General features: G+C 65.9%; 27 protein-coding genes and 2 riboswitches. Of the genes, 9 read left to right on the top strand and 18 right to left on the bottom strand.

Annotated elements, in window-relative coordinates; translation table 11 throughout:
- Positions 1-6 precede the first annotated feature (6 nt).
- The 13 genes from gcvPB to R9J51_RS13190 all read right to left on the bottom strand — a co-directional run bounded on the left by gcvPB (position 7) and on the right by R9J51_RS13190 (position 11,204).
- Positions 7-1,569 (bottom strand): aminomethyl-transferring glycine dehydrogenase subunit GcvPB, encoded by a 1,563-nt coding sequence (gcvPB, locus tag R9J51_RS13250; protein ID WP_179504709.1) that lies wholly within the window; start codon positions 1,567-1,569, stop codon positions 7-9.
- Positions 1,566-2,924, bottom strand: coding sequence for an aminomethyl-transferring glycine dehydrogenase subunit GcvPA (gene gcvPA / locus R9J51_RS13245; RefSeq protein ID WP_179504708.1), 1,359 nt, complete (start codon positions 2,922-2,924; stop codon positions 1,566-1,568). The genes gcvPB and gcvPA overlap by 4 nt, the downstream gene beginning before the upstream one ends.
- Positions 2,925-2,928: 4 nt before the next feature.
- Positions 2,929-3,300 carry a glycine cleavage system protein GcvH gene (gene gcvH / locus R9J51_RS13240; protein ID WP_179504707.1) on the bottom strand — a complete coding sequence of 124 codons (372 nt, stop codon included), beginning with the start codon at positions 3,298-3,300 and terminating at the stop codon, positions 2,929-2,931.
- On the bottom strand, positions 3,300-4,445 hold the full coding sequence (gene gcvT, locus R9J51_RS13235; protein WP_179504706.1) for a glycine cleavage system aminomethyltransferase GcvT: 1,146 nt from the start codon (positions 4,443-4,445) through the stop codon (positions 3,300-3,302). Before gcvT ends, gcvH begins: the two co-directional genes overlap by 1 nt.
- Before the next feature lie 32 nt (positions 4,446-4,477).
- Positions 4,478-4,602, bottom strand: a riboswitch (glycine riboswitch).
- Position 4,603: 1 nt separating this feature from the next.
- Positions 4,604-4,711: riboswitch (glycine riboswitch) on the bottom strand.
- Positions 4,712-4,749: 38 nt separating this feature from the next.
- On the bottom strand, positions 4,750-5,442 hold the full coding sequence (locus R9J51_RS13230) for an NAD(P)H-binding protein (RefSeq protein ID WP_179504705.1): 693 nt from the start codon (positions 5,440-5,442) through the stop codon (positions 4,750-4,752).
- Complete coding sequence (locus R9J51_RS13225) at positions 5,435-6,598, bottom strand: deoxyguanosinetriphosphate triphosphohydrolase (RefSeq protein ID WP_179504704.1); 1,164 nt, start codon at positions 6,596-6,598, stop codon at positions 5,435-5,437. Before R9J51_RS13225 ends, R9J51_RS13230 begins: the two co-directional genes overlap by 8 nt.
- 5 nt (positions 6,599-6,603) lie before the next feature.
- Positions 6,604-7,299 carry an aspartate/glutamate racemase family protein gene (locus R9J51_RS13220; RefSeq protein ID WP_169474412.1) on the bottom strand — a complete coding sequence of 232 codons (696 nt, stop codon included), beginning with the start codon at positions 7,297-7,299 and terminating at the stop codon, positions 6,604-6,606.
- 120 nt (positions 7,300-7,419) lie between these two features.
- Positions 7,420-7,755 carry a hypothetical protein gene (locus R9J51_RS13215; protein ID WP_179504703.1) on the bottom strand — a complete coding sequence of 112 codons (336 nt, stop codon included), beginning with the start codon at positions 7,753-7,755 and terminating at the stop codon, positions 7,420-7,422.
- 38 nt (positions 7,756-7,793) lie between these two features.
- A complete protein-coding gene (locus R9J51_RS13210; protein ID WP_179504702.1) occupies positions 7,794-9,206 on the bottom strand; it encodes an NAD(P)(+) transhydrogenase (Re/Si-specific) subunit beta in 1,413 nt (470 codons plus the stop codon).
- On the bottom strand, positions 9,206-9,490 hold the full coding sequence (locus R9J51_RS13205; protein ID WP_110761118.1) for a proton-translocating transhydrogenase family protein: 285 nt from the start codon (positions 9,488-9,490) through the stop codon (positions 9,206-9,208). Before R9J51_RS13205 ends, R9J51_RS13210 begins: the two co-directional genes overlap by 1 nt.
- Positions 9,490-9,945 carry an endonuclease domain-containing protein gene (locus R9J51_RS13200; protein WP_432787995.1) on the bottom strand — a complete coding sequence of 152 codons (456 nt, stop codon included), beginning with the start codon at positions 9,943-9,945 and terminating at the stop codon, positions 9,490-9,492. The genes R9J51_RS13205 and R9J51_RS13200 overlap by 1 nt, the downstream gene beginning before the upstream one ends.
- Before the next feature lie 2 nt (positions 9,946-9,947).
- Positions 9,948-11,066 (bottom strand): NAD(P) transhydrogenase subunit alpha, encoded by a 1,119-nt coding sequence (locus R9J51_RS13195; RefSeq protein ID WP_179506463.1) that lies wholly within the window; start codon positions 11,064-11,066, stop codon positions 9,948-9,950.
- A 15-nt stretch (positions 11,067-11,081) separates the two neighbouring features.
- Complete coding sequence (locus tag R9J51_RS13190; RefSeq protein ID WP_210425463.1) at positions 11,082-11,204, bottom strand: aa3-type cytochrome c oxidase subunit IV; 123 nt, start codon at positions 11,202-11,204, stop codon at positions 11,082-11,084.
- Between the two features lie 143 nt (positions 11,205-11,347).
- Here R9J51_RS13190 and R9J51_RS13185 point away from each other — a divergent pair, with 143 nt between their 5' ends.
- Positions 11,348-12,766, top strand: a complete 1,419-nt coding sequence (locus tag R9J51_RS13185; protein WP_168554876.1) for a sigma-54-dependent transcriptional regulator — start codon at positions 11,348-11,350, stop codon at positions 12,764-12,766.
- Between the two features lie 31 nt (positions 12,767-12,797).
- Here the strand turns inward: R9J51_RS13185 and folP are convergent, their stop codons facing one another.
- The 3 genes from folP to R9J51_RS13170 form a co-directional block, all read right to left on the bottom strand.
- Entirely contained in the window at positions 12,798-13,907 is a 1,110-nt protein-coding gene (gene folP / locus R9J51_RS13180) for a dihydropteroate synthase (protein WP_179504700.1), read from the bottom strand.
- A gap of 18 nt (positions 13,908-13,925) precedes the next feature.
- Entirely contained in the window at positions 13,926-15,065 is a 1,140-nt protein-coding gene (locus tag R9J51_RS13175; protein WP_179504699.1) for a site-specific DNA-methyltransferase, read from the bottom strand.
- Positions 15,066-15,294: 229 nt separating this feature from the next.
- Complete coding sequence (locus R9J51_RS13170) at positions 15,295-15,924, bottom strand: ribonuclease HII (RefSeq protein WP_179506462.1); 630 nt, start codon at positions 15,922-15,924, stop codon at positions 15,295-15,297.
- Positions 15,925-15,934: 10 nt separating this feature from the next.
- On the opposite strand from R9J51_RS13170, the gene R9J51_RS13165 reads away from it, so the two are divergent.
- The 8 genes from R9J51_RS13165 to R9J51_RS13130 all read left to right on the top strand — a co-directional run bounded on the left by R9J51_RS13165 (position 15,935) and on the right by R9J51_RS13130 (position 20,868).
- Positions 15,935-17,101: a PQQ-dependent sugar dehydrogenase gene (locus R9J51_RS13165; protein WP_179504698.1), complete on the top strand. Its 1,167-nt coding sequence runs from the start codon at positions 15,935-15,937 to the stop codon at positions 17,099-17,101.
- Positions 17,102-17,160: 59 nt separating this feature from the next.
- The gene (locus tag R9J51_RS13160; protein ID WP_168554872.1) at positions 17,161-17,838 is read left to right on the top strand and encodes a pyrimidine 5'-nucleotidase; all 678 of its coding nucleotides are present in this window, start codon (positions 17,161-17,163) and stop codon (positions 17,836-17,838) included.
- Between the two features lie 41 nt (positions 17,839-17,879).
- The gene (gene dapD, locus R9J51_RS13155; protein ID WP_179504697.1) at positions 17,880-18,716 is read left to right on the top strand and encodes a 2,3,4,5-tetrahydropyridine-2,6-dicarboxylate N-succinyltransferase; all 837 of its coding nucleotides are present in this window, start codon (positions 17,880-17,882) and stop codon (positions 18,714-18,716) included.
- 138 nt (positions 18,717-18,854) lie between these two features.
- Positions 18,855-19,073, top strand: coding sequence for a hypothetical protein (locus tag R9J51_RS13150; protein ID WP_168554870.1), 219 nt, complete (start codon positions 18,855-18,857; stop codon positions 19,071-19,073).
- Between the two features lie 13 nt (positions 19,074-19,086).
- Positions 19,087-19,449: a hypothetical protein gene (locus R9J51_RS13145; RefSeq protein WP_168554869.1), complete on the top strand. Its 363-nt coding sequence runs from the start codon at positions 19,087-19,089 to the stop codon at positions 19,447-19,449.
- Between the two features lie 87 nt (positions 19,450-19,536).
- A complete protein-coding gene (locus R9J51_RS13140; RefSeq protein ID WP_168554868.1) occupies positions 19,537-19,839 on the top strand; it encodes an alkylphosphonate utilization protein in 303 nt (100 codons plus the stop codon).
- A 61-nt stretch (positions 19,840-19,900) separates the two neighbouring features.
- A complete protein-coding gene (locus R9J51_RS13135) occupies positions 19,901-20,329 on the top strand; it encodes an OsmC family protein (protein ID WP_169474405.1) in 429 nt (142 codons plus the stop codon).
- Positions 20,330-20,574: 245 nt separating this feature from the next.
- A complete protein-coding gene (locus tag R9J51_RS13130; protein WP_168554866.1) occupies positions 20,575-20,868 on the top strand; it encodes a hypothetical protein in 294 nt (97 codons plus the stop codon).
- A 110-nt stretch (positions 20,869-20,978) separates the two neighbouring features.
- On the opposite strand, the gene R9J51_RS13125 is transcribed toward R9J51_RS13130, so the two are convergent.
- A complete protein-coding gene (locus R9J51_RS13125; protein ID WP_246865904.1) occupies positions 20,979-21,476 on the bottom strand; it encodes a glycine zipper 2TM domain-containing protein in 498 nt (165 codons plus the stop codon).
- A 118-nt stretch (positions 21,477-21,594) separates the two neighbouring features.
- Positions 21,595-23,460: a phosphomethylpyrimidine synthase ThiC gene (thiC, locus tag R9J51_RS13120; protein ID WP_179504696.1), complete on the bottom strand. Its 1,866-nt coding sequence runs from the start codon at positions 23,458-23,460 to the stop codon at positions 21,595-21,597.
- Positions 23,461-23,724 lie beyond the last annotated feature (264 nt).

The following is a 23,724-nucleotide window of genomic DNA, read 5'->3' as shown; positions in this document are numbered from 1 at the left end:
AGGTCTTCAGGCGCCCTGCGCGCTCCACACCAGGCGCGGCTTGCGTGCGGCGCGGGTTTCATCGACGCGGCGGCGCGGGGCGAAGTGCGGCGCGGTCTTGAGCGCCGGATCACCCGCCTTGGCGCGTGCTCCCAGGCTTTCCATCGCGGTGATGAACTGGTCCAGCCCCGCCTTGCTTTCGGTTTCCGTCGGCTCCACCAGCATCGCCCCGTGCACCACCAGCGGGAAATAGACCGTCATCGGGTGGTAGCCCTCGTCGATCAGCCCCTTGGCCAGATCCAGCGTGGCAAAGCCTTCGGCAAAGTTGTCATCACTGAACAGTGCTTCGTGCATGCAGGGGCCGGCCGCGCCGAACGGCGCGTGGAGCACATGCTCCAACCGGCGCAAGACATAGTTGGCATTGAGCACGGCGTCGCCCGAAGCCTGGGCCAGGCCATCGGCGCCGTGGCTGAGGATATAGGCCAAGGCGCGGCTGAACATGCCCATCTGCCCATGGAACGCGCACATGCGGCCAAAGGCTTGCGGAGCATCGGCCGCCCCTTCGGCTTCCTCGACCAGGCGCAGCATGCCGTTGCCGCCCGCCACCACGAAGGGCAAAGGCGCAAAAGGCGCCAACGCTTCGGACAAGACCACCGGCCCGGCACCTGGCCCGCCCCCGCCATGCGGCGTGGAAAAGGTCTTGTGCAGGTTGATGTGCATGGCGTCCACGCCCAGATCGCCCGGCCGCACCCGGCCGACGATGGCGTTGAAGTTCGCGCCATCGCAATAGACATAGCCACCCACGCCATGAACGGCATCGGCAATGGTCTTGAGATCGCGCTCGAACAACCCGCAGGTGTTGGGGTTGGTGATCATCACGCCGGCCACGTGCGTGCCCAGCTTGGCAATCAAAGCGGCGGTGTCCACCCGGCCATCTTCGCTGGCGGGAATCGATTCCACCTTGAACCCGGCAAACGCGGCGGTGGCGGGATTGGTGCCATGGGCGCTTTCGGGCACCAGGATCACGTCGCGCTTGTCCCCGCGCGCGTCCAGCGCGGCGCGGATTGCCAGCAGGCCGCACAGCTCGCCATGGGCGCCGGCCTTGGGCGTCATCGCCACGGCGGCCATGCCGGTCAGCTTGACCAGCCAATCGGCCAGTTGGTCGATCACCTTGAGCGCGCCCTGCACCGTGCCCACCGGTTGCAGCGGGTGCACGTCGGCAAAGCCGGGCATGCGCGCCACTTTCTCGTCCAGGCGCGGGTTGTGCTTCATCGTGCAACTGCCCAGCGGGAACAGCCCGAGGTCGATCGCATAGTTCTGGCGCGACAGGCGGGTGTAATGCCGCACCGCTTCCGGCTCGCTCAGGCCCGGCAGATCAACCGGCGCGGCGCGCAGGGCAAGGGCCGCCAGCGGCGATCCGGGCACCTGGTCGAAATCGACGCCGCAGTGGTCCATGCGGCCCACTTCGAACAAGAGCGGCTCTTCCAGGTGCAGCGCACGGTTCCCGGTCACGGTTTCGGGCGCATCGAGGGCGGCGGCAACGCGCTCGCCCATTTCGGGCCGCCAGCCCGAGGGATTGAGAACGGTCATGCCAGTACCTCCGCAAGCGCGGCCGCCAGGGCCGCGATGTCTTCCTCGCTCGTCAACTCGCTGGTCGCCACGATCAGCGCGTTGGCCAGGTCTGCCTGGCCCGGCGCCAGGCGCGAGAGCGCCACGCCGCCCAGCACCCGGCGCGCGGCCAGGGCATCGACCACTTCGGCCGCCGGGCGCGGCAGCGTGACGGTAAACTCGTTGGCGTACGTCTGGTTCACCAGCGCAATGCCCGGCACCGCAGCCAGGGCCTCAGCCGTCTGCACCGCGCGCAAGTGGCTGGCGCGGGCCATGCGGGCCAGCCCTTCGCCACCCAGCAAACTCAGGTGAATGCTGAACGCCAGGGCGCAAAGCCCTGAATTGGTGCAGATATTGCTCGTCGCCTTCTCGCGCCGGATATGCTGCTCGCGCGTGGAAAGCGTCAGCACGAAGGCGCGCTTGCCATCGGCATCAACGGTTTCGCCGCACAGGCGCCCCGGCATCTGCCGCACGAACTTTTCGCGGCAACCGAACAGGCCCAGGTACGGCCCGCCGAATTGCAGCCCCACGCCCAGCGATTGCCCTTCGCCCACCACGATATCGGCGCCCAGCGTGCCGGGGCTTTCGATCAGGCCCAGCGCCACAGGCTCCGTCACCACGGCGATCAGCAGCGCGCCCTTGGCCTGGGCGGCGGCGGCAATGCGGGCAATGTCGGGTATGCGGCCCAGCACGTCGGGGTATTGCACCAGCACGCACGAGGTTTCGCTGTCGATCGCGGCAATCACCGCATCATCGTCGGGCGCGGCGGTCAGTTCCGGCTTGGCCGTCACCAGCGTATCTCCGGTGAACCGCGCCATGGTCTGCGCCGTGCCCACGTAATGCGGGTGGAGGCCGCCCGAGAGCACCGCCTTGTTGCGGCGGGTGATCCGCCCGGCCATGGCGATCGCTTCCCAGCACGCGGTAGAACCGTCGTAGAGCGAGGCGTTGGCCACGTCTGTGCCGAAGAGGCGCGCGACCTGGGTCTGGAATTCGAACAGGACCTGCAAGGTGCCCTGCGCGATTTCCGGCTGATAGGGAGTGTACGCAGTGAGGAACTCGCCGCGCTGGATCAGGTGATCGACCGTGGCGGGCACGTGGTGGCGATAGGCCCCTGCCCCCAGGAAGAACGGCACCTGGCCAGCGGTGAGACTTTCGGCCGAAAGCCGCGCCATGTGCCGCTCCACCGCCATTTCGCTGGCATGGCCCGGCAGGCCGGCAATCGGCCCGGTCAGGCGCGCGTCGGCCGGCACATCGGCAAACAGCGCGTCGACATCGGGAACCCCGATCGTGGCGAGCATCTCGCCACGATCATGGTCGCTCAAGGGAAGATAGCGCATGCGTTTACAACCCCGCGACATGGGCGGCATAGGCCGCCTCGTCCATCAACCCGTCGAGTTCGCCGGCGTCGGACAGCGTCATCTTCCACAGCCAGCCTTCGCCTTCGGGGGCGGAGTTGACCAGTTCGGGCGCCTCTTCCAGCGCCGGGTTCACTGCGGTGACCGCGCCCGAAACCGGGGCATAGACGTCCGACGCGGCCTTGACCGAGTCGACCACCGAGGCGCTGTCACCCTTGGCCAGAGCAGCGCCCACGGCGGGCAGTTCCACGAACGTGATGTCGCCCAACTGGCTTTGCGCATAGTCCGTGATGCCAACGGTGGCGGTGTCGCCCTCAACCGCAAGCCATTCGTGGTCGGCAGTGAAATAGCGGGTCATCAGGCGGCTCCTTTGCGCACGTAACGGTGGGGGATGAAGGGAAGCGGGGTAACGGTGGCGGCAAGGCTCTTGCCGCGCACCGAAAGAGTCAGCGCGGTACCGGGCACGGCCAGCGCGGTTTCCACGAAGGCCATGGCGATCGGACGTTCCAGGCTGGGAGCAAACCCGCCCGAGGTGACGGTGCCCACCGTGCGGCCATCGGCCATGACTTCGGCGCCTTCGCGCGCGGCCATGCGGCCTTCGATCAGCAGGCCCACGCGGCGGCGCGCCGGGCCTTGGGCAAAAGCCTGTGCCAGCTGCGCGGCGCCGGGATAGCCGGCATCGGCCACGCGGCGTCGGACGGGAATGGCAAAGCCGAGGTCAGCCTCGACCGGGTCGATATCGGGCGAAAGATCATGGCCATAGAGCGGCAGGCCCGCTTCCAGGCGCAGCGAATCCCGCGCGCCCAGGCCAATCGGCTTGACCTGCGGCTGCGCCAGCAGGGCATCGGCCAGCGCCTCCACTTGCGCCGCCGGAACCGAGATTTCGAAACCATCCTCGCCGGTATAGCCAGACCGGCTCACGCCCAGCGCCACGCCGTTCCACTGGAACGAAGCGGCTTCCATGAACACCAGGCTATCTACCGCCAGGCCCAGTGCAGCCAGCGCCTGGGCGGCTTCCGGCCCCTGCAAGGCCAGCAGCGCGTGGCTTTCAAGATGCTCCAGCGTCACGCCTTTGGGCAGGCGTGCCACGATATGCGCGATGTCGGCATGCTTGGTCGCGCCGTTGACCACCACATAGAAGTGATCGCCGCGGTTGGTGACGATCAGATCGTCGAGGATGCCGCCATCGTCGGCCAGCAGCAGCGAATAGCGCTGCTTGCCCGGCTTGAGCGTGGCAAAGGCGCCGGGCAACAGGCTTTCCAGCGCTTGCGCCGCATTGGCGCCGCGCAAGACCAATTGGCCCATGTGCGACACATCGAACAGCCCGGCATGGGCGCGGGTCCACAGGTGTTCGGCAAGAATGCCCTCGTACTGCACGGGCATGTGATAGCCGGCGAATTCGACCATGCGGCCGCCGCGTGCACGGTGCCAGGCATCGAGGGGGAGCGCCAGGATAGGCGGCTTTTCGCCCGCAGAACGGGCGAGATCGTATGTGTCACTCACAAGTTTCAACTCCGCACAGAGGTGCACCCAACGGTGCCCCCTCTGTCACGGAAACCTGAGAGCTTTCCCCCACGCCCTCCTGCGGCGCATCATGGGGTTACCCCTTCGGCGGCTCCTCTCCTCTGCGGGAGTGGCAGCACTTTCCAGAGTGTCGCTATAGACCCCGTGCGGTCCTTTGGCCTGAGAGATTCCGGGGCGGTTGCTCCTTCGGCGCCACTACCATTTCACATATGCGAATCGGCAGCGAACTCTCCCGCGCGGGTCAGCGACAGGCATGCCCTTTCGCGCAAGGCTGCCATGCAAGTCAACCGGTTCCGCCAGGCCTGCCGAGCGCGGCACTGTGGATTTCGCGAAAGTGGTGCACGAAATGCCCGGTCTCTTGGGCTTGCGCCAGGGTTGCGATCGCCCGGCCGACAGTGGCAGCCGGGATCGAGCGATAGCGCGAAACGCTGCCCGCCAGCACCCAATCCAGCCACGGCGCCAACGCCATGCCGAGCCGCTCAGCCGGGCGCGGCGGGCCTTGGCGGCGGCCCAGCAGCAGCCCGGGGCGCAGCACGTCAAGCCGGGCAAAGCCCAGCGCCGCCACGTCACGTTCCACCTCGCCCTTCGTCGCAAGGTAAAAGGCGCGCGCGTCTGGATCGGCGCCCACCGAGGAGACGAGGATGGCGTGGGCCACGCCGGCCTGGCGCGCCGCCGTCGCGCAGCGCAGAGCGAGGTCATGGTCGACCGCCCGAAACGCCGCGCGATCACCCCCAACGGCCGCAATCGTCGTGCCCAGCGCCAGCACGATCACGCCGGGGCGCGCGGCCGCGATCGCATCGGGCCATTGCGCCGGCTCGATCACCAGTTGCTCCATGCGCGCTCCCTGCGGCAGGGGTGCTGCGCGGCGGCCCAGGGCAACCAGGCGCAGGGCCGGGCGATCCACCGCCGCTGCCAGTACGCCCTGCCCCACCAGCCCGGTCGCGCCGATCAGCAGGACCCGGACCGGATCAGACATTGCTAAGCCCTTCAGGTACTTGCCCAGTGATCTTCACGTAGTTGTCGATGGCATAGCGATCGGTCATGCCGGCGATGAAATCGGCAATCGCGCGGCTGCGTGCCGGTTCGCCCAATGGCAAGCGGGCATGCCAGGTGGGCGGCATCAGCGCGGCATCGGCGCGATAGGCGGCAAACAGCGTTTCGATCACCGCGCGGGCGCGGTCGGCGGCGGCGACCTGTTCGGGATGCAGGTAGAGCCGGGCATACATGAACTGCTTGAGCGTGCGCTCCTCGCGCCGCACGGCTTCCGAAAAGCCGCAGAGCGCACGGCCAGCCGCGCGCACGGCTGCCACGCTGTCCACGCCACTGCTCGCCAGGCGCGCCTGCGTTTCGCCGATCACGTCGTTGACCATGCGGCCAATCTGCCCGCGCACCAATTCGCGCAACAGCCGTTCGCGCGGGGCGCGGGGATGGCGCGCTTCGATCGCATACCACTGCTCGGCCACGAACGGCAGCTCCAGCAGGTCGTCCAGCGTCAGGAAGCCGCCGCGCAGGCCATCGTCGATGTCATGGTTGTCATAGGCAATGTCATCGGAAATCGCCGCAATCTGCGCCTCTATCGAAGCGTGGCTGGCCAGATCGAGCGGGAACGCCGCATCGAGTTCGGCCAAGGCCCAGGTGGGCTTCTTCTCCGGGCCATTGTGCTTGGCCAGCCCTTCGAGCATTTCCCAGCTCAAGTTCAGGCCATCGTGCTCCACATAGGGGCTTTCCAGCCGCATCAGCACGCGCAAGGTATTGGCGTTGTGATCAAACCCGCCGGCATCGGCGAACGCGGATTGCAGCGCATCCTCCCCGGCATGGCCAAACGGCGGGTGGCCAATGTCGTGCGCCAGGCACAGCGCCTCGGTCAGGTCTTCGTCGGCCCCCAGCGCGCGGGCGATCACCCGGCCGATCTGCGCCACCTCCAGGCTGTGCGTCAGCCGCACGCGATAGTGATCGCCGTCCGGCGCGATGAAAACCTGCGTCTTGTGGCGCAGGCGGCGGAACGCGATCGAATGGATGATGCGGTCGCGGTCGCGCTGGAATGCGCTGCGTGGCCCGCGCACACCGCCCTGCTCCAGCGCGAATTCCCGCCCGCGCGAAGCGGCCGGATCGCAGGCCCAGGGCGCGCGCATGGCTGTCACCCTTCGTCCAGGATCCAGTTGACGGCCGCCTCGGCATGGATGCGCGTGCCGTCATAGATCGGCAGCACGTTGGCGTCGACATCGATCACCATGTCCAGTTCGGTGCAGCCCAGCACCACGCCTTCTGCCCCGGCCTGGCCCATCGTGGTCAGCAGCGTCTTGAACGTGCGCTCGGCCGAGCGCGTGGCGCGGCCCTGCATCAACTCTTCGTAGATGATGCGGTCGATTTCATCGACATTGTCCATCACCGGCGGCAGCAGCGTGACGCCATGGGCCACCAGCCGCTTGCGGTAAAAGCTTTCCACCATGACATTGCGCGAGCCGATCAAGGCCGCCGTCTTCACGCCATTGGCCTGCATCCGCGCGCCCACGGCGTCGGCAATGTGGATCACCGGCACGCCCACCGACGCGGTGATCTGGTCATAGACCTTGTGCATCGAATTGGCGCCGATCAGGATTGCCGTGGCCCCAGCCTGCTCCAGGCGCTTGGCGCTCTCTACCAGCACTTGCGCCGCGCGGTTCCATTCCTCAGCCGAGGAAAGCCGTGCCAGTCCTGCAAAATCAAGGCTTTCGATAATCAAGGGCGCACTGGACAGCGTGCTCGTGCGCGCCTGGACCAGCTTGTTGATATGCTCATAATACGTGCGGGTCGAAACCCAGCTCATGCCGCCGATAAGGCCGATCTTGCGCAAAACGTGTCTCTCCTGCCGGCCAGTCCCATTCCGGCCATTCCCGTTCCCCAAGCCTTAGGCAAGGCCCGATCCCAGGTCCAGCGGGCGCAGGCGGCAATCCGCCCCGCCCGCGCGCACGGTTCACCGCTTTTCCGGGGCCAATCCCATCGCGCACAGGGCTGCGGCACTGACCGTCACATCCACCAGTTGCGGATCATCCAGCCGCTTTACCGTCCAGACATAGTCGCTCAGGCTGCGCTTGGGCGCCCGCAAGGCCTCCAGCCGGCGCAACTGGCCGATGGAAAGCCGGTCGGTCATCCGCTCTGCCATGCAGGCCGCGTTGGACGGGGAAACGCCGGCATCGACCAGCGCGCTGCGCACGCGGCCCTCGGCCAGCTTGGATACGCATGCAGAGGATGACAGGACCAGCGCGGCCAAGACTAGGCCAGTGGGGGCAAGACAGGCAATGGGCTTCATGCCCGCCTTCTCGCCCCGGCACACCGGGTCTGTCAACGTCAGTGCTGCAGCGCCTTGACGATGTCTTCCACCATCTTCTTGGCATCGGCCAGCAGCATCATGGTCTGGTCCATGTAGAACACGTCATTGTCGACGCCGGAATAGCCGACCCCGCCCATCGAGCGCTTGACGAAGAAGATCGTCTTGGCCTTGTCCACGTCGAACACCGGCATGCCATAGATCGGGCTGGACTTGTCGGTCTTGGCGGCCGGATTGACCACGTCGTTGGCGCCGATCACGAAGGCGACGTCAGCCTGCGCGAACTCGCTGTTGATGTCTTCCAGTTCGAAGACTTCGTCATAGGGCACGTTGGCTTCGGCGAGCAGCACGTTCATGTGCCCCGGCATGCGCCCCGCCACTGGGTGGATCGCGTATTTCACACTGACGCCATTGGCTTTCAGCACATCGCCCATCTCGCGCAGCGCGTGCTGCGCCTGGCTGACGGCCATGCCATAGCCCGGGATGATGATGACGGTTTCGGCTTCCTTCATCAGGAAGGCGGCGTCTTCGGCCGAGCCGCGCTTCCACGGGCGCTGCTCCTTGGCCGCGCCGCCGCTCGCCGCCGCCTCGGCGCCAAAGCCGCCGGCGATCACCGAGAGGAACGAGCGGTTCATCGCCTTGCACATGATGTAGGACAGGATCGCGCCCGAAGAGCCGACCAGCGCGCCGGTCACGATCATCGCGGTGTTGTGCAGCGTGAAACCCATCGCCGCCGCCGCCCAGCCGGAATAGCTGTTGAGCATCGAGACCACCACCGGCATGTCTGCCCCGCCGATGGGGATGATCAGCAGAAAGCCGATGGCAAACGACAGCGCGGTGATCGCGGCGATGACCCAGGCGCTTTGATCCTGCGTGAACCAGGCTACCAGCCCAAGGATGGCGATCAGCGTGCCCAGGTTGAGCACGTGCCGCCCCGGCAGCAGGATCGCCGCGCCGCTCATCTTGCCCGCCAGCTTCAGGAACGCGATGATCGAACCCGAAAAGGTGATCGCACCGATGGCAATGCCCAGGCCCATTTCGATGCGGCTCTGCGGCTCGATCAGCCCTTGCGCGTTGAGAATGCCGAACGCCTCGGGATTGGCATAGGCCGCCAGCCCCACCAGCACGGCGGCCAGACCCACCAGCGAGTGGAACGCGGCAACCAGTTGCGGCATCGCCGTCATCTGGATGCGCCGGGCGATCACGAAGCCGATACCGCCGCCGATGGCGATGGCCACGGCGATTTCCGGCAGGCTGGCGATGGAATGCGTGACCAGCGTGGTCGCCACGGCAATGGTCATGCCGATCATGCCATAGCGGTTGCCCGCCCGGCTGGTGCCCGGCGACGAGAGGCCACGCAGCGCCATGATGAACAGCACGCCAGCGACCAGGTAGGCAAAGCCTACCCAGGGGGAAGAGGTGACATGCTCCATCACTTCTTCTCCTTCTTCTTGTACATCGCGAGCATGCGCTGGGTGACGGCAAAGCCACCGAAGATATTGACCGAAGCCAAGACCACCGCGCCCAGCCCCAGGAACTTGGCCAAGGGCGACCCCGCCGCCGCCGAAGCGACCAGCGCCCCCACGATGATGACCGACGAAATCGCATTGGTCACCGCCATCAACGGCGTGTGCAGCGCCGGCGTGACCGACCAGACCACGTAATACCCGACAAAGCAGGCGAGCACGAAAATGCTCAGGATCGATATGAAGTCCATCAGGTTTCCTCCCCGGAACGGGGAGGGGGACCGTCCGCAGGACGGTGGAGGGGACTGGCCGCGCGCGCGACGATCGCTTCTGCCGTTCCCACGGCATCGGCCAGCACGCGCCTTGCAGAAACCCTCAACACCCTGAACCCGTTCTCGTTCATGAAGCGCCGCCTCGTTTCATCGCGGGCTGCGCAATCCTTGTTGTCATGGGCCATGCCGTCCACCTCGACCACGAGGCGGTGTGACAGGCAGCAGAAATCGGCCACATAGGGCCCGATTGGATGCTGGCGGCGAAACTTCAGGCCATAGGGCCTTTGCCGCAATTGCCGCCACAGCAAACGCTCAGGCACACTCATCGTTCGGCGCAGGCTTCGTGCGAGCAAGACTTCGCGGCGTGGTGTTGGCCGCGAGTCCCCTCCACCGCCCTGCGGGCGGTCCCCCTCCCCGTGCCGGGGAGGAAACACACTCACCCCTTCAGCCTTTCGTGCACCACCTGGCCGCCTTGCGTCAGGCGGATGGCATTGCCGATTTCCTCGTCCAGCACCGGGCGGCCCTGGTCCTTGTCCCAGAACGCAGAGAGGAAATTGAAGAGGTTGCGCGCAAACAGCGCAGAAGCGTCGGCGGGGAGCAGTGCGGGCGTGTTGGCATAGCCCACGATCTTCACCCCGTGGCGTTCCACCACCTGGTCGGGCAGGCTGCCTTCCACATTGCCGCCTTGCGCCACCGCCAGGTCATAGATCACCGAGCCGGGCCGCATCGTGGCAATCTGTGCATCGGTGATCAGGCGCGGCGCGGCGCGGCCCGGGATCAGCGCGGTGGTGATCACGATGTCCTGCTTGGCGATGTGGCTGGAAACCAGTTCGGCCTGGGCCTTCTGGTATTCCGGGCTCATCTCGGTGGCATAGCCGCCGGCGCCTTCGCCCTCAATACCCGCCACGTTCTCCACGAAGATCGGCTTGGCGCCGAGCGACTGGATCTGCTCCTTGGTGGCAGAACGCACGTCGGTGGCCGAAACCTGAGCGCCCAGGCGCCGCGCCGTGGCGATGGCCTGAAGCCCCGCCACGCCCACCCCCATGATGAAGGCCTTGGCCGCACTCACCGTGCCGGCCGCCGTCATCATCATCGGAAAGGCACGGCCATAGAGGTTCGCCGCCACGAGCACGGCCTTGTACCCGGCAAGGTTCGCCTGGGACGAAAGGATATCCATCGATTGCGCGCGGGTGATGCGCGGCATGAATTCCATCGCCAGCGCTTCATGGCCACCGGCGGCATAGGCATCCACGCGGCCACGCTGCCCAAAGGGATCGAGCGAAGCGACGATCCAGGCCCCCGGCGCCGCAGACGCCACCGCGGCTGGATCGGGCCCTTGCACGCCCAGCACGATCTGTGCGCCGGCGGCGGCATCGGAACTGGCGATCTCTGCCCCGGCGGCTGCATAGTCATTGTCGGAAATGCCGGCGCCCTTCCCTGCGCCGCTTTCCACCACCAGTCTTGCCCCCAACGCCGCCAGCTTGCGCACCGTTTCGGGCGTTGCGGCAACGCGGCTCTCTCCCGTCGCGCGTTCGGCAAGAACGGCGATCGTTATATTATGTGACATTCCTTATTGGATGATCAGGATCACGAAGGCGACGATCAACGCGATCACCGGTACGGCCACCTTGATCAGGGAAAGAAAGCCTTCATAGGTTTCGCGTGCGGCCTTCAAGTCGTTGGCAGACGTCATGCTCACTCATCCCTCGTCATTATCTTGTCGGGCACCTTATCCCGCAGCACGGCGTGCCTCAAGGGCGATTGAACGGCCTGATTGTTTAATCAGGTTTTTACCAGAAAAGCCTAAGCCGGGGGTGTTGCAATGACGGGAAAACCATGGCCGACGCCGACGACCGCCTGCTGATGCTGATCGATGATGAGCCTGCCCAATGCCGGCTGATCACGGCGCTCGCCGCGCGCGAGGGCTGGCGCACCATCGTGGCGCGCGATTCCGAAACCGCGATTGCCACGCTCGGCACACGCCAGGGCATGCAACTGGGCGCGATCATTCTCGATCAATGGGTTCCGGGTGACGATGCCTGCGCCCTGATTGCCGAACTCAAGGCCCGCCGACCGGCCCTGCCGATCCTGATGCTCACGACGAGCGCGTCGCCTCTGCTGGCGGTGGAGGCAATGCGCGCCGGGGCCACCGATTACCTGATCAAGCCGGTGGCGCCCGATCGCCTGCTCCAGGCGCTGCGCAGCGCTACCTTGCGCGAAGCGCCGGTCGCCGAGTTGCAACCGCTCACCGAAAAGATCGGCACGACGCTCGATTTCGATTCGATGATCGGCGCCGCCCCTGCCTTTCGTGCCGCGCTTGCCGTTGCCGCCAAGGCCGCCCGCACGCAGCAAACCGTGCTGATCGAAGGCGAAAGCGGCACGGGCAAGGAAATGCTGGTGCGCGCGATGCATGCCGCCAGCCCGCGTGCAAAGGCGCCGCTGCGCATCGTCAACGCCGGTGGCATTCCCGCCAACCAGATCGAAAGCGTGCTGTTCGGCCACGAAAAGGGCGCGTTTCCCGGCGCGTTCGACCGGCACATCGGCGCCCTGCAGCACGCCGATGGCGGCACCCTGGTGATCGACGAGGTGGACCGCCTGCCCACCCATGTGCAGGAGCGCCTGGCCCAGTTCCTGACGCGCGGCGACGTGCAGCCGATCGGCGCGCGCCATTCCTTCCGCATCGACGTGCGCCTGTTTGCCTGCAGCAACGCCCCCTTGCGCGATCTCGCCGACGCCGGCCTCTATCACGCGCCGCTGGTCGACGCGCTGACTGTGGTGCATGTGCACCTGCCGGCCCTGCGCGAGCGAGCGGGCGATATTGCCGCCCTTGCCCGCTATTTCCTGGCGCGGATTGGCGAACAGCCGGGACTGCGACCATTGGGCGTGACCGACGGGGCGCTGGCGCTGCTCAAGGCCTATGATTGGCCGGGCAACGTGCGGCAGTTGCAGGCCACGCTGTTCCGCGCCGCGGTGTTTTGCGACGCCGAAACCCTTACCGCGCAGGATTTTCCCAACCTTTCGACAATGGTGGGTGAAACGCCGCGTACCGCCGCCCCGATCAGCGATGGTGCCGGGGTGATGCTGTTCACCGCCGATGGCAACTTGCGCCCGCTGGAGGAAATCGAGGCCGACGTCATCCGCCTGGCGATCGGCCACTATCGCGGGCGCATGACCGAAGTGGCACGGCGGCTGGGCATCGGCCGATCCACGCTCTATCGCAAGCTGTCGGAACTGGGCATCGACAACGCGGCTTGAGGGCTTGCGCGGGAAAGGGGCTTCGACAGCCTCACGCCAACTGCGAAAAGTCGGTCAGCGCCGCATCGCGCAACCCGCGCCACACGCGCATGGCTTGCACGGTATCGGCCACATCGTGCACGCGCACCATGTGGCAACCGGCCTCGAATGCCTTGACCGCCAGCGTGATCGAACCGCCCAGCCGCTGGGGCGCGGGCGCCTCGTTCGAAAGCGCGCCGATCATGCGCTTGCGGCTGGCGGCAAACAGGATGGGCTGGCCCAGTGCATGGAACAACGGCAAGGCGTTGATCAGCGCAAGGTTGTCGGCCAGCGTCTTGCCAAAGCCGATGCCGGGATCGAGCAGGATCTTGTCTGCGGCGATGCCCGCAGCCAACGCGGCATCCCGGCGCGCGCGCAGGTCGTCGAACACATCGAGCACCACGTCCTGGTAATGGCCGTCGGCGTGCAGGTCGTCTGCCCCGCCCGGCGCATGCATCAGCACAACCGGTGCGCCGCTGGCAGCGACGATTTCCAGGCTGCGCGGATCGTGGCGCAGGGCGGAGACGTCGTTGACGATATGCGCGCCGGCCGCCAGCGCGGCGGCGATGACGCTCGACCGGCGGCTGTCGATTGAAATGGCCGCGCCGGTGGCGGCGAGCCGCTCGATGACCGGCACCACGCGCTTGACCTCGTCCCCTTCCCACACGGCGGCGGCATTGGGTCGGGTGGATTCCCCACCCACGTCGATCACGGCCGCGCCCGCCGCCAGCATCGCCGCGGCGTGGCCCAGGGCGGTTTCCGGCTTGTCGAGGAATTGGCCGCCATCGGAAAAACTGTCGGGCGTGACATTGAGAATGCCCATGACCAGGGGCTGGTCCAGGCGCAGCACGCGCTCGCCGCAGCCGATGGGCGCGTGGCTCTTGCGCAGGTTCACCCACTGCGCGCTGGCTTCTTCAGCAAGCGCATCGGACAGGCGCGCAATCGCTGCCGGCACATCTTCGGCGCCAACCACCTGGCGCGAAACGATCCTGCCATCCTTGCGCACCAACAGGGCAAAGCGGCTGGCGCAGGCCAGGCCACCGGCCAGGCGCACGGCGGCTGGATCATCCGCCTGCGGACTTTCAGCGAGCGCGATAGGGCGCAGGTAAACCGTCTCGTTCATCCCGCGCCCCTAGCGAAATCAGTCTTCCACGGCCAGCAGGTAGCGCTGGCGCAGCACGTCGATCGGCTTCATCTCGCCCTTGTCCATGAAGTGCCAGAACGTCCAGCCGTTGCACGAGGCCGCGTTCTGCACCTTGGTGCCCATGCCGTGGATCGAGCCACTGTCTTCGCCCACGGCGACGCTGCCATCGGCGCGCACCACGGCTTGCCAGCGGCGCTTCTTGTCGGCCAGCACGGTGCCCGGTGCCAGCCAGCCGCTTTCCACCAGCGAACCGAACGGCACCTTGGGCGCGGCGCGCTTGGACTGCATGGTCTTGAGCGCGCTTTCGTCGAGCGGCAGGGCCAGGTCGATGCGCTCCTGCGCCACTTCGATATAGTCGTCCTCGCGCTCGCAGCCGATCCAGTTGCGGCCCAGCCGCTTGGCCACGGCGCCGGTCGTGCCGGTGCCGAAGAACGGATCGAGCACCACGTCACCCTTGTTGGTGGTGGCCAGGATCACACGATAGAGCAGCGATTCCGGCTTTTGCGTGGGGTGCGCCTTGGTGCCGTTGCGCTTGAGGCGTTCCTTGCCCGAGCAGATCGGCAGGACCCAGTCGGACCGCATCTGGAGTTCGTCGTTGAGCGTCTTCATCGCGCGATAGTTGAAGGTGTACTTCGCCTTTTCGCTCTTGGCCGCCCAGATCAGCGTTTCGTGGGCATTGGTGAACCGCGTGCCCTTGAAATTGGGCATCGGGTTGGTCTTGCGCCAGATGATGTCGTTGAGGATCCAGAAGCCCATGTCCTGCAACATCGTGCCGAGGCGGAAGATGTTGTGATAGCTGCCGATCACCCAGATCGAGCCGTTGGGCTTGAGCAGGCGGTAGGCTTCGTTCAGCCATTCGCGGGTAAAGCGATCATAGACGGCAAAGCTGTCGAACTTGTCCCAATGGTCCGTCACGGCATCGACATGGCTGCCATCGGGGCGGGCCAGATCGCCGCCCAGTTGCAGGTTATAAGGGGGATCGGCAAAGATCATGTCGATCGAACCGGTGGGCAAGGACCGCATCAACTCGATGCAATCGCCCTTGAGAATGCGGTTGACGGGCAGCGCGGGCGCCTGGACCTTGGTGGGCATCTTGGCCCGCAAGGCGCGGGTGCGCGTTTTCACTGCCGTAACCATGATCATTCCTTCCAACTGCTCTGTTGGCGTGGAATCTGAATCATCGGGACTCGCAGGTCAAGGCGCGACTCGCGGATTTGCGCCGAGTCGCGTCGCCGCGAAAGCGGAACGGAACGAGTCCGCAAACCACATCTTGAGTCTGCACCGGCACCCCTGACTCTAGATATGGTGTACGCAACTGTGGAAAATTTATTTGCCGGGCTTGCGCCGAGTCGCGTCAAACCGCGCTTCAGATCAACACCAGTTGCGCCACCGGGGCAAAGCTGCGGCGGTGCAGCGGCGTGGGGCCATGGGTGCGCAGCGCCGCGAGATGTTCGGCCGTGCCATAGCCGGCGTTGCGTTCCCACCCGTAATGCGGATGCTCTTCGGCCGCCGCGCGCATCAGGCGGTCGCGATGCTCCTTGGCGATGATCGAGGCGGCCGAAATGCAGGGTTCGATCGCGTCGCCGCCCACGATCGCGCGCGCCGGCCAGCACCAGTCGGCATGGCGGCCATGCGGCGTCAGGTTGCCGTCCACGCGCACTTCACCCACAGCATCGCTCAGCGAGGCGACCAGGCCTTTCACGGCCAGCGTCATCGCCAGCATGGTGGCACCAAAGATGTTGAGCCGGTCGATATCCTCGGGCTCCACCACGCCCACGGACCAGCGGCAGCGCGCCTTGATCTGTTCTTCCAGCACGGCGCGGCGCTTGGCCGAAAGCTTCTTGGAATCGGCCAACCCCTCGGGCGGGCGGCGGCACAGCACCACGGCGGCGGCCACCACGGGGCCGGCCAATGGGCCGCGCCCGGCTTCATCCACGCCGATCACATGCCCGGAAACGCGAGCAATTTTGGTGGCACGTCGGGCGATTTCAGGCATTGTAGCGGTCATGACAAAAGCGATCCTCCTGGCTCTATCGCCTCTCGCGTTCCTGGCTGCAAGCTGCGGATCTTCGGCCCAGGCCGACAACGGCACGCCCGGCCCTGCCGCTGGGGCCGAGCAACGCGACGGTTTTACCATCACCGACCTGGCGCGCTTCGATGATCCCTGGGCGCTGGCGTTCCTGCCCGGCCGGCCTGACGTGCTGGTGACCGAGCGCACCGGCGCGCTCAAGCTGTGGCGCGAAGGCGGCAAGGCGCAGGTGGTGGGCGGCACGCCCAAAGTCGATGCCGGCGGCCAGGGTGGGCTGGGCGACGTGGCCCCTGCTCCCGATTTTGCGCAAAGCGGGCTTATCTATCTGACCTGGGCCGAGGCGGGCCCTGGCGACACGCGCGGCGCAGCGCTGGGCCGCGCCCGGCTGGTGCTCGATGCCGGGGCACCCCGCCTGGAAGGCTTGCAAGTGATCTGGCGCCAGACGCCCAAGGTTCCCGGGCGCGGCCATTTCGGCCACCGCATTGCCTTTGCGCCCGATGGCAAGAGCCTGTTCCTTTCGTCGGGAGAGCGGCAGAAGTTCACCCCGGCGCAGGACATGGGCACGAACCTGGGCAAGATCCTGCACCTCACGCTCGATGGGCAGCCCGCGCCGGGCAATCCGTTTGCCGCGCAGGGCGGCGTTGCCGCGCAAGTGTGGACGCTGGGCCATCGCAATCCGCTCGGCCTGCAATTCGATGCGCAAGGGCGGCTCTGGGACCTGGAACATGGCCCGGCCGGCGGCGACGAACTCAACCTGCTGGAACCGGGCAAGAACTATGGCTGGCCCGTGGTTTCGGATGGCGACAATTATGATGGTACGCCAATCCCGCGCCATGCCACGCGGCCCGATTTCGCCGCGCCGGCGATCAGCTGGAACCCGGTGATCGCGCCGGGCGATTTCATCTTCTATTCGGGCAAGGCCTTTCCGCAATGGCGCGGGCAAGCGCTCATCGCGGCGCTGGGCGCGGCCGACATCGTGCGGGTGGGTCTGGAAGACGGCCCTGGCGGACGGCCCGTGGGCAAGGAACTCGAACGCATCGACTTGGGCACGCGCATTCGCGAGATTCGCGAAGCGGGCGATGGTACGCTATGGATCCTGGAAGACGGCGAAAACGCCCGGCTAAGGAGGCTTGCCCCGCGCTGAATTTGCGGGCAGGCGCCAAGGCAGGCCGCAGCAACACGATGGCCTTGCAAGGATGACGGATGCCTTTTGACCCGACGCGTGTCGATTGCTGGATCTTCGATCTGGACAACACGCTCTACCCGGCCGAGACCTGCCTGTTCGACCAGATCGATGTGCGCATGGGCGCCTACATCGCCGATCTGCTGGGTTGCGACCATGCCGAAGCGCGGCGTGTGCAGAAGATGTATTTCCACGATCACGGCACCACGCTGGCCGGCCTGATGCACTTCCATGGCGTCGATCCCTATGAATTCCTGGGCTATGTCCATGATGTCGACATGGCGCCGCTGGCACGCGCGCCGCGCCTGGAAGAACGGCTGATGCGGCTGCCCGGCCGCCGCCTGGTGTTCACCAATGGTGACGCGGCCTATGCCACCCGCGTGCTTGATGCGCTTGGCATCACCCACTGTTTCGAAGGGCTTTGGGACATCCACGCCATGGAATACAAGCCCAAGCCAGAGCCATCGGCCTATCGCGGCTTCGTCTCTGCCTTTGGCGTGGCGCCGGAACGATCGGTGTTCTTCGAGGATTCGGCCCGCAATCTCACCCCGGCGAAAGCCATGGGCATGCAGACGGTGTGGCTCGATTTCGGCACCGACTGGGGTGCGCGCGCCAAGGACGAGGCCGCGATCGACGAGACGATCGACGACCTTGCCGCCTGGCTCGATGCGCTTGCCGAGGGCGGCCACCTCGGCTAGGCGGCCAGCCGATAGAGACCGTATTGCCTGGAGACCTACCCATGACCGCACAGCTTGCAGCCGCCATCGAAGCCGCCTGGGAAAACCGCGCGGACGTGACGCCGGCCAGCGATGATGTGCGCGTGGTGGTGGAACAGGCCCTCGCGCTGCTCGATTCCGGCGAGGCTCGCGTTGCCGAAAAGGTGGACGGCGCATGGCACGTGAACCAGTGGCTGAAAAAAGCCGTGCTGCTCTCGTTCCGCCTCAACGACAACGTGGTGATCGACAACGGCAGCGGCGGCGCGCCGGCGTTCGACAAGGTGCCGAGCAAGTTTGCCGGCTGGGACGATGCAGCGTTCCGCAAGGCCGGGTTCCGCGTGGTGCCCGGCGCCGTGGCGCGCCGTGGCGCACACATCGGCAAGGGCGTGGTGCTGATGCCCAGCTTCGTCAACATCGGCGCGTTCGTCGATGAAGGCACGATGGTCGATACTTGGGCGACCGTGGGTTCGTGCGCACAGATCGGCAAGAACGTGCACATTTCGGGCGGCGCCGGCATCGGCGGCGTGCTCGAACCGCTGCAGGCCGGACCGGTGATCATCGAGGATGGCGCATTCATCGGCGCCCGTTCCGAAGTGGCCGAAGGCGTGATCGTGGGCGAAGGCGCGGTGCTGTCGATGGGCGTGTTCCTGGGCGCCAGCACCAAGATCGTCGATCGCGTCACCGGCGAAGTGCACATCGGCCGCGTGCCGCCCTACGCCGTGGTCGTGCCCGGCGCGCTGCCGGGCAAGCCGCTGCCCGATGGCACCCCCGGCCCGTCGCTCTATTGCGCCGTGATCGTCAAGACGGTGGACGCGCAGACCCGCAGCAAGACCGGCATCAACGAATTGCTGCGCGACTAAGTCTGACAGCGCTGCGCGATCAAGTTCGACGGCGCTGCGCGACCGGGCGCGGAACACGCGGCCTCTCCGCGCGTAGAATCGGGCAAAGGGGCGTGCCAGGCGCACGCCCCAACCGGATCAGACGCAGGAGACGTCGCCATGCAGAACGACCATACCCCGGGGCAACCGCCCTCGGCGCATCTGTCTACCGAAGAAGCCCGCGGCGGTACCGGCCTCAACGTCGTGCGCTGGGTCTTGCTGATCAGCCTCGTGCTGGCCATCCTCGCGCTGTCCGCCATCTGGATCACGGGTGCCCTGAACAGTGCTCAGCCCGACCAGAACGGCGTGGTGAGCGGACAGGCCACCCCCTCTTCCTGACGGGACGATCGCGATGCCCAGCGGCTGGAAACTGGAACCCGAGTGCCGCGATCGCCTTCTGGCGCTGTTTCCGCCGCGCTATGCCCAGATCGTGGCCAGCCATGTCACGCGCAACGTGCGCGCTGGCCCTCGCGAACCCTTGCCCCCCCTGATCCGCCACGCCCGCGTGGTGGGCCATGTCGACGATGGATCGGGGGTAGAAGCGCTGGTCGTGGCGCTTGATGGCAGCACCAACCGTCCCGATGGCGGCACCTGGCACATCACCTGGTCGCTGGCCGAAGGGCGCAGCCCCCGCGAAAGCAACGACGTGCTGGCGCAGATGCCGTGGAAACCGCGTGACGGCGGCGCGGTTGAACTCTTTCCCGCCGTGTGGTGATCCGGCCCGGCGAGGGCTGGCGTCGCTGCCCGCAACCTGTCATGGCCGCCCTGGGATCAACCGGGAACGCCAAGGCAAGGACGGGACATGAGCGACGACGATTACGTCTACGATGAAGACAGCGGCGAATGGATGACGGCTGCAGAACTGGCCACCCGCCGTGCTGCGGAAAACAGCGTGGAAGTGCGCGACGCGGTCGGCAACGTGCTGCACGATGGTGACCAGGTCACCCTGATCAAGGATCTCGACGTCAAGGGCGCGGGCCAGACGCTCAAGCGTGGCACGCTGATCAAGTCGATCCGGCTCACCGGTGACGCGCAGGAAATCGACTGCAAGTTCGATGGCATCAAGGGGCTGGTGCTGCGCGCAGAGTTCGTGCGCAAGCGTTGAACGGAACGGTCGGCTGGCCGGGGCGTTGCACGGGCGAACCCACTTCAAGGAGACGCCTCCAATGCCCACCAGCACCGCTTCCGCCCGCTACCAGGGCTTCGGCAAGCCCGGCAAGGGATCGATCAGCACGGCTTCGGGCGTGCTCAAGGACCAGCCCTATGGCTTTGGCACGCGCTTCGAAGGCCAGCCGGGCACCAACCCGGAAGAACTGATCGCCGCCGCGCACGCAGCATGCTTTACCATGGCCACCAGCTTTGCCCTGGCCAAAGCCGGCTTTGCCGATGGCACGCTCGATACCACGGCCAAAGTGACGCTGGACGCCGATGGCGACGGCTTCAAGGTCACGCGCAGCGCACTTGCACTCAAGGCTCAAGTGCCCGGTATCTCCGAATCGGACTTTGCCCGCATCGCCGACGAGGCGAAGGCCAATTGCCCGATTTCCAAGCTGCTGAACTGCGAAGTGACGCTCGAACGCACGCTCGAATCCTGAGCTATTGCGCCATTTCTGGCGCTTTCGTATGCGCCGGGCGGCCTTGCTGGCAGCCCGGCGCAGCACGGGGCGATTGAAAACGAAGGCTTTTGCGGGAAGGCGAGAATGCAGTTGCGTTTCGCGCAACCAAGCCCGCAACCTAAGCAATTGCTCGCAGGCGCAGCATGCGCGAAACGCGCTGCAACAAGAACACAATAGACGGGTGTCCGAAGGCAATCTCACCTTTTTCATCAGGGGAAATTGCCATGCTTCGTTCTTTCATTGCCACCGCCGCTGCTTCGCTCGTGCTTGCCGCTCCCGCCGTCGCCGCCGCTGAAAACCAGGCCGACAGCTTCGCCTACAAGGGCGTGAGCTATTCCTACACCACCGAAACCAAGGGCGAAGAAAAGATCGTCCGTGGCACGGCCTATGCCGGCAAGGTGCCGTTCGAACTGCACATCCGCAAGAAGTCGGTTGAAGGCACCTTCAACGATCGTCCGGTCAGCTTCACGCTCAACGACGTGAAGAAGCTCGGCATCAACGTCGACGCCGCCAAGTAATTGGCGGATCGGGCAAGAGGCGCACCTCTTGCCGCACCCGACATGCTTCAAGGCCCTTTCGCGGATGCGCGAAAGGGCCTTTTTCGATCGACTTGGAACGTCGAACGCGCTTAGCGGCAGCGCACGTTGTTGCTGTCGATTGCGGCGCCAGCAGCCGCACCGCCGATCGCACCGATGATCGCGCCCAGCGGCCGGGAATCGCCTTCGGCAATGACCGAGCCCAGAAGCGCGCCAGAAACACCGCCCACGATCAGGCCGGTCGAGCCGTCGGAACGGCGGCAGTAATAGCGGCCGTCACGCCCGCGATAAACGCGTTCGTCCATCGAAACGCGGTGTTCGCCATAGCGCGGGTCTTCGCGGTAATAGCGATCGGCGTAATAGCCGCCATAGCTCGGGTCGGGACGGTTGTAGTCATAGTTGCCATATTGGCGGTAATAGCCGTCGTCGCGATAGGCCCAGCCGCCTTCAACCCCGCCATAACCGCCACGATGGCGACCACCGTGATGGCCGTTGTCGTATCCAGGGCGGCCACCATAGGCATAGTCATCGGTGCAGGCGGCAGTTAGCCCCGATGCGGCAAGCGCCATTGCCAGCAAAGCCTTCTTCATGGCTTGATCTCCATTGACAGGAATGAGGCGTGCGCCGGGCAGGCAGCACGCCTTCCTTATGGACAGGCAATGATCGGAAACCGTAGCGGTTCCTGCCGCGGTTCGTTATTCGCCGGGCTTATTCGGCCGCCGGCAAATAGAGTTCGCTGCCCGCCTCGCGGTACTTCTCGCTCATCGCCTGCATGCCGGCTTCGGCCTCGTCAGCGGCGAGGAACGCGTCGGCGGCCTGGTTCTGCTTTGAGGCGAATTCGCGCACTTCCTGCGTGATCTTCATCGAGCAGAACTTGGGCCCGCACATCGAGCAGAAATGCGCGGTCTTGGCCCCTTCGGCGGGCAGGGTCTGGTCGTGGTACTGCTCGGCCGTTTCGGGATCGAGGCTGAGATTGAACTGGTCGCGCCAGCGGAACTCAAAGCGGGCGCGGCTCAGTGCATCGTCGCGCAGCTTGGCCGCCGGATGCCCCTTGGCCAGGTCGGCCGCGTGGGCCGCCAGCTTGTAGGTGACCACGCCAACCTTCACGTCGTCGCGATCGGGCAGGCCCAGATGCTCCTTGGGCGTGACGTAGCAGAGCATGGCCGTGCCGAACCAGCCGATCATGGCTGCGCCAATGCCGCTGGTGATATGGTCATAGCCGGGCGCAATATCGGTGACGAGCGGCCCGAGCGTGTAGAACGGCGCTTCGCCGCAAGCGGCCAATTGCTTGTCCATGTTTTCCTTGACCTTGTGCATCGGCACATGGCCCGGCCCCTCGATCATCACCTGCACGTCCTGAGCCCAGGCGCGCTTGGTCAGTTCGCCCAGGGTATAGAGCTCGGCAAACTGCGCTTCGTCGTTGGCGTCGGCCACGCTGCCCGGACGCAGGCCATCGCCCAGCGAATAGGCGATGTCATAGGCCTTCATGATCTCGGTAATCTCGTCGAAATGCTCGTAGAGGAAGCTCTCACGGTGGTGCGCGAGGCACCACTTGGCCATGATCGAGCCGCCCCGGCTGACGATCCCGGTGACCCGCTTGGCCGTCATCGGAATGAACGGCAGGCGTACCCCGGCGTGGATGGTGAAGTAGTCCACCCCCTGCTCGGCCTGCTCGATCAGCGTGTCGCGGAAAATGTCCCAGTTCAGGTCTTCGGCGATGCCGCCGACCTTTTCCAGCGCCTGGTAGATCGGCACGGTGCCGATCGGGACCGGGCTGTTGCGCAGGATCCATTCGCGCGTGTCGTGGATGTTGCGCCCGGTGGAAAGGTCCATCACCGTGTCCGCGCCCCAGCGGATCGACCAGACCATCTTGTCCACTTCGGCCGCGACATCGGATGCCACCGCCGAATTGCCGATATTGGCGTTGATCTTGACCAGGAAATTGCGGCCGATCGCCATCGGTTCGCTTTCCGGGTGGTTGATGTTGCTGGGAATGATCGCACGGCCACGGGCCACTTCGTCGCGCACGAATTCGGCGGTGACGTAATCGGGAATGCTGGCGCCCCAATCCTGCCCGTCACGCACCAGCGCTTCCTTTAACTGCTTGCGGCCCAGGTTTTCGCGGATCGCCACGTATTCCATCTCGGGCGTGACAATGCCTTTGCGGGCATAGTGCATCTGCGTCACGTTGCCGCCGGCCTTGGCGCGCAACGGAGCCGTGTTCACGTTGGGGAATGCCGGCACGCCGCCCGAACGATCCGGCCCTTTCAAGCCATTGTCCTCTGGCTTCACTTCGCGCGCTGCATAGGTTTCAACGTCACCCCGGCCCACGATCCAATCGTGGCGCAGGCGCGGCAAGCCGGCGCGGATGTCGATCGCGATGCGCGGATCGCTGTAAGGGCCCGAGGTATCATAGACGCGCAGCGGTGGCTCGCCGCAGCCAGGCTCCAGCGCGATTTCGCGCATCGCCACGGTCAGGCCGGGAAAGCGCGGCGATTCCACATGGATCTTGCGGCTGCCGCGGATCGGGCCGGTGGTCACGCCAATTTCGAGTGGGAAATTGAGATCGGCCATACACGAGGTTCCTTTCGTGTGGACGAACGAAAGGCTTGTGGCACTGGGCGAAAACGCGTCGGCCGGCCCTCCCTCCGCCCGTGCTAACGGGTTCAGGTTCAACGGGTCGGGCTGCGTGACCAGCCCCTCTCAGCCTATCGATCAACCTGGCAATGCTTGCGCACCGCCCGGCCACTGGCTCCCCGGGGTGCAACCATTCTAGGGCCAAGCATGGCGCCCTGCAAGCCCACCGCCCTGCCCGGGACGACCTGCGCGTTTCCGCTG

The organism is Novosphingobium rhizosphaerae (assembly GCF_050920675.1).
Classification (GTDB): Bacteria; Pseudomonadota; Alphaproteobacteria; order Sphingomonadales; family Sphingomonadaceae; genus Novosphingobium; species Novosphingobium rhizosphaerae.
Note: the sequence above shows the minus strand (reverse complement) of the source record. Positions and strands in the feature narration are given on the sequence as shown.

Excerpts from the sequence above, each read along its gene's own strand:
- gcvPB (WP_179504709.1), bottom strand. The coding sequence starts at position 1,569 with ATGACCGTTCTCAATCCCTCGGGCTGGCGGCCCGAAATGGGCGAGCGC.
- gcvPA (WP_179504708.1), bottom strand. The coding sequence starts at position 2,924 with ATGCGCTATCTTCCCTTGAGCGACCATGATCGTGGCGAGATGCTCGCC.
- gcvH (WP_179504707.1), bottom strand. The coding sequence starts at position 3,300 with ATGACCCGCTATTTCACTGCCGACCACGAATGGCTTGCGGTTGAGGGC.
- R9J51_RS13230 (WP_179504705.1), bottom strand. The coding sequence starts at position 5,442 with ATGTCTGATCCGGTCCGGGTCCTGCTGATCGGCGCGACCGGGCTGGTG.
- R9J51_RS13225 (WP_179504704.1), bottom strand. The coding sequence starts at position 6,598 with ATGCGCGCGCCCTGGGCCTGCGATCCGGCCGCTTCGCGCGGGCGGGAA.
- R9J51_RS13215 (WP_179504703.1), bottom strand. The coding sequence starts at position 7,755 with ATGAAGCCCATTGCCTGTCTTGCCCCCACTGGCCTAGTCTTGGCCGCG.
- R9J51_RS13210 (WP_179504702.1), bottom strand. The coding sequence starts at position 9,206 with ATGGAGCATGTCACCTCTTCCCCCTGGGTAGGCTTTGCCTACCTGGTC.
- R9J51_RS13205 (WP_110761118.1), bottom strand. The coding sequence starts at position 9,490 with ATGGACTTCATATCGATCCTGAGCATTTTCGTGCTCGCCTGCTTTGTC.
- R9J51_RS13190 (WP_210425463.1), bottom strand. The coding sequence starts at position 11,204 with ATGACGTCTGCCAACGACTTGAAGGCCGCACGCGAAACCTATGAAGGC.
- R9J51_RS13185 (WP_168554876.1), top strand. The coding sequence starts at position 11,348 with ATGGCCGACGCCGACGACCGCCTGCTGATGCTGATCGATGATGAGCCT.
- folP (WP_179504700.1), bottom strand. The coding sequence starts at position 13,907 with ATGAACGAGACGGTTTACCTGCGCCCTATCGCGCTCGCTGAAAGTCCG.
- R9J51_RS13175 (WP_179504699.1), bottom strand. The coding sequence starts at position 15,065 with ATGGTTACGGCAGTGAAAACGCGCACCCGCGCCTTGCGGGCCAAGATG.
- R9J51_RS13170 (WP_179506462.1), bottom strand. The coding sequence starts at position 15,924 with ATGCCTGAAATCGCCCGACGTGCCACCAAAATTGCTCGCGTTTCCGGG.
- R9J51_RS13165 (WP_179504698.1), top strand. The coding sequence starts at position 15,935 with ATGACAAAAGCGATCCTCCTGGCTCTATCGCCTCTCGCGTTCCTGGCT.
- R9J51_RS13160 (WP_168554872.1), top strand. The coding sequence starts at position 17,161 with ATGCCTTTTGACCCGACGCGTGTCGATTGCTGGATCTTCGATCTGGAC.
- dapD (WP_179504697.1), top strand. The coding sequence starts at position 17,880 with ATGACCGCACAGCTTGCAGCCGCCATCGAAGCCGCCTGGGAAAACCGC.
- R9J51_RS13150 (WP_168554870.1), top strand. The coding sequence starts at position 18,855 with ATGCAGAACGACCATACCCCGGGGCAACCGCCCTCGGCGCATCTGTCT.
- R9J51_RS13145 (WP_168554869.1), top strand. The coding sequence starts at position 19,087 with ATGCCCAGCGGCTGGAAACTGGAACCCGAGTGCCGCGATCGCCTTCTG.
- R9J51_RS13140 (WP_168554868.1), top strand. The coding sequence starts at position 19,537 with ATGAGCGACGACGATTACGTCTACGATGAAGACAGCGGCGAATGGATG.
- R9J51_RS13135 (WP_169474405.1), top strand. The coding sequence starts at position 19,901 with ATGCCCACCAGCACCGCTTCCGCCCGCTACCAGGGCTTCGGCAAGCCC.
- R9J51_RS13130 (WP_168554866.1), top strand. The coding sequence starts at position 20,575 with ATGCTTCGTTCTTTCATTGCCACCGCCGCTGCTTCGCTCGTGCTTGCC.
- R9J51_RS13125 (WP_246865904.1), bottom strand. The coding sequence starts at position 21,476 with ATGAAGAAGGCTTTGCTGGCAATGGCGCTTGCCGCATCGGGGCTAACT.
- thiC (WP_179504696.1), bottom strand. The coding sequence starts at position 23,460 with ATGGCCGATCTCAATTTCCCACTCGAAATTGGCGTGACCACCGGCCCG.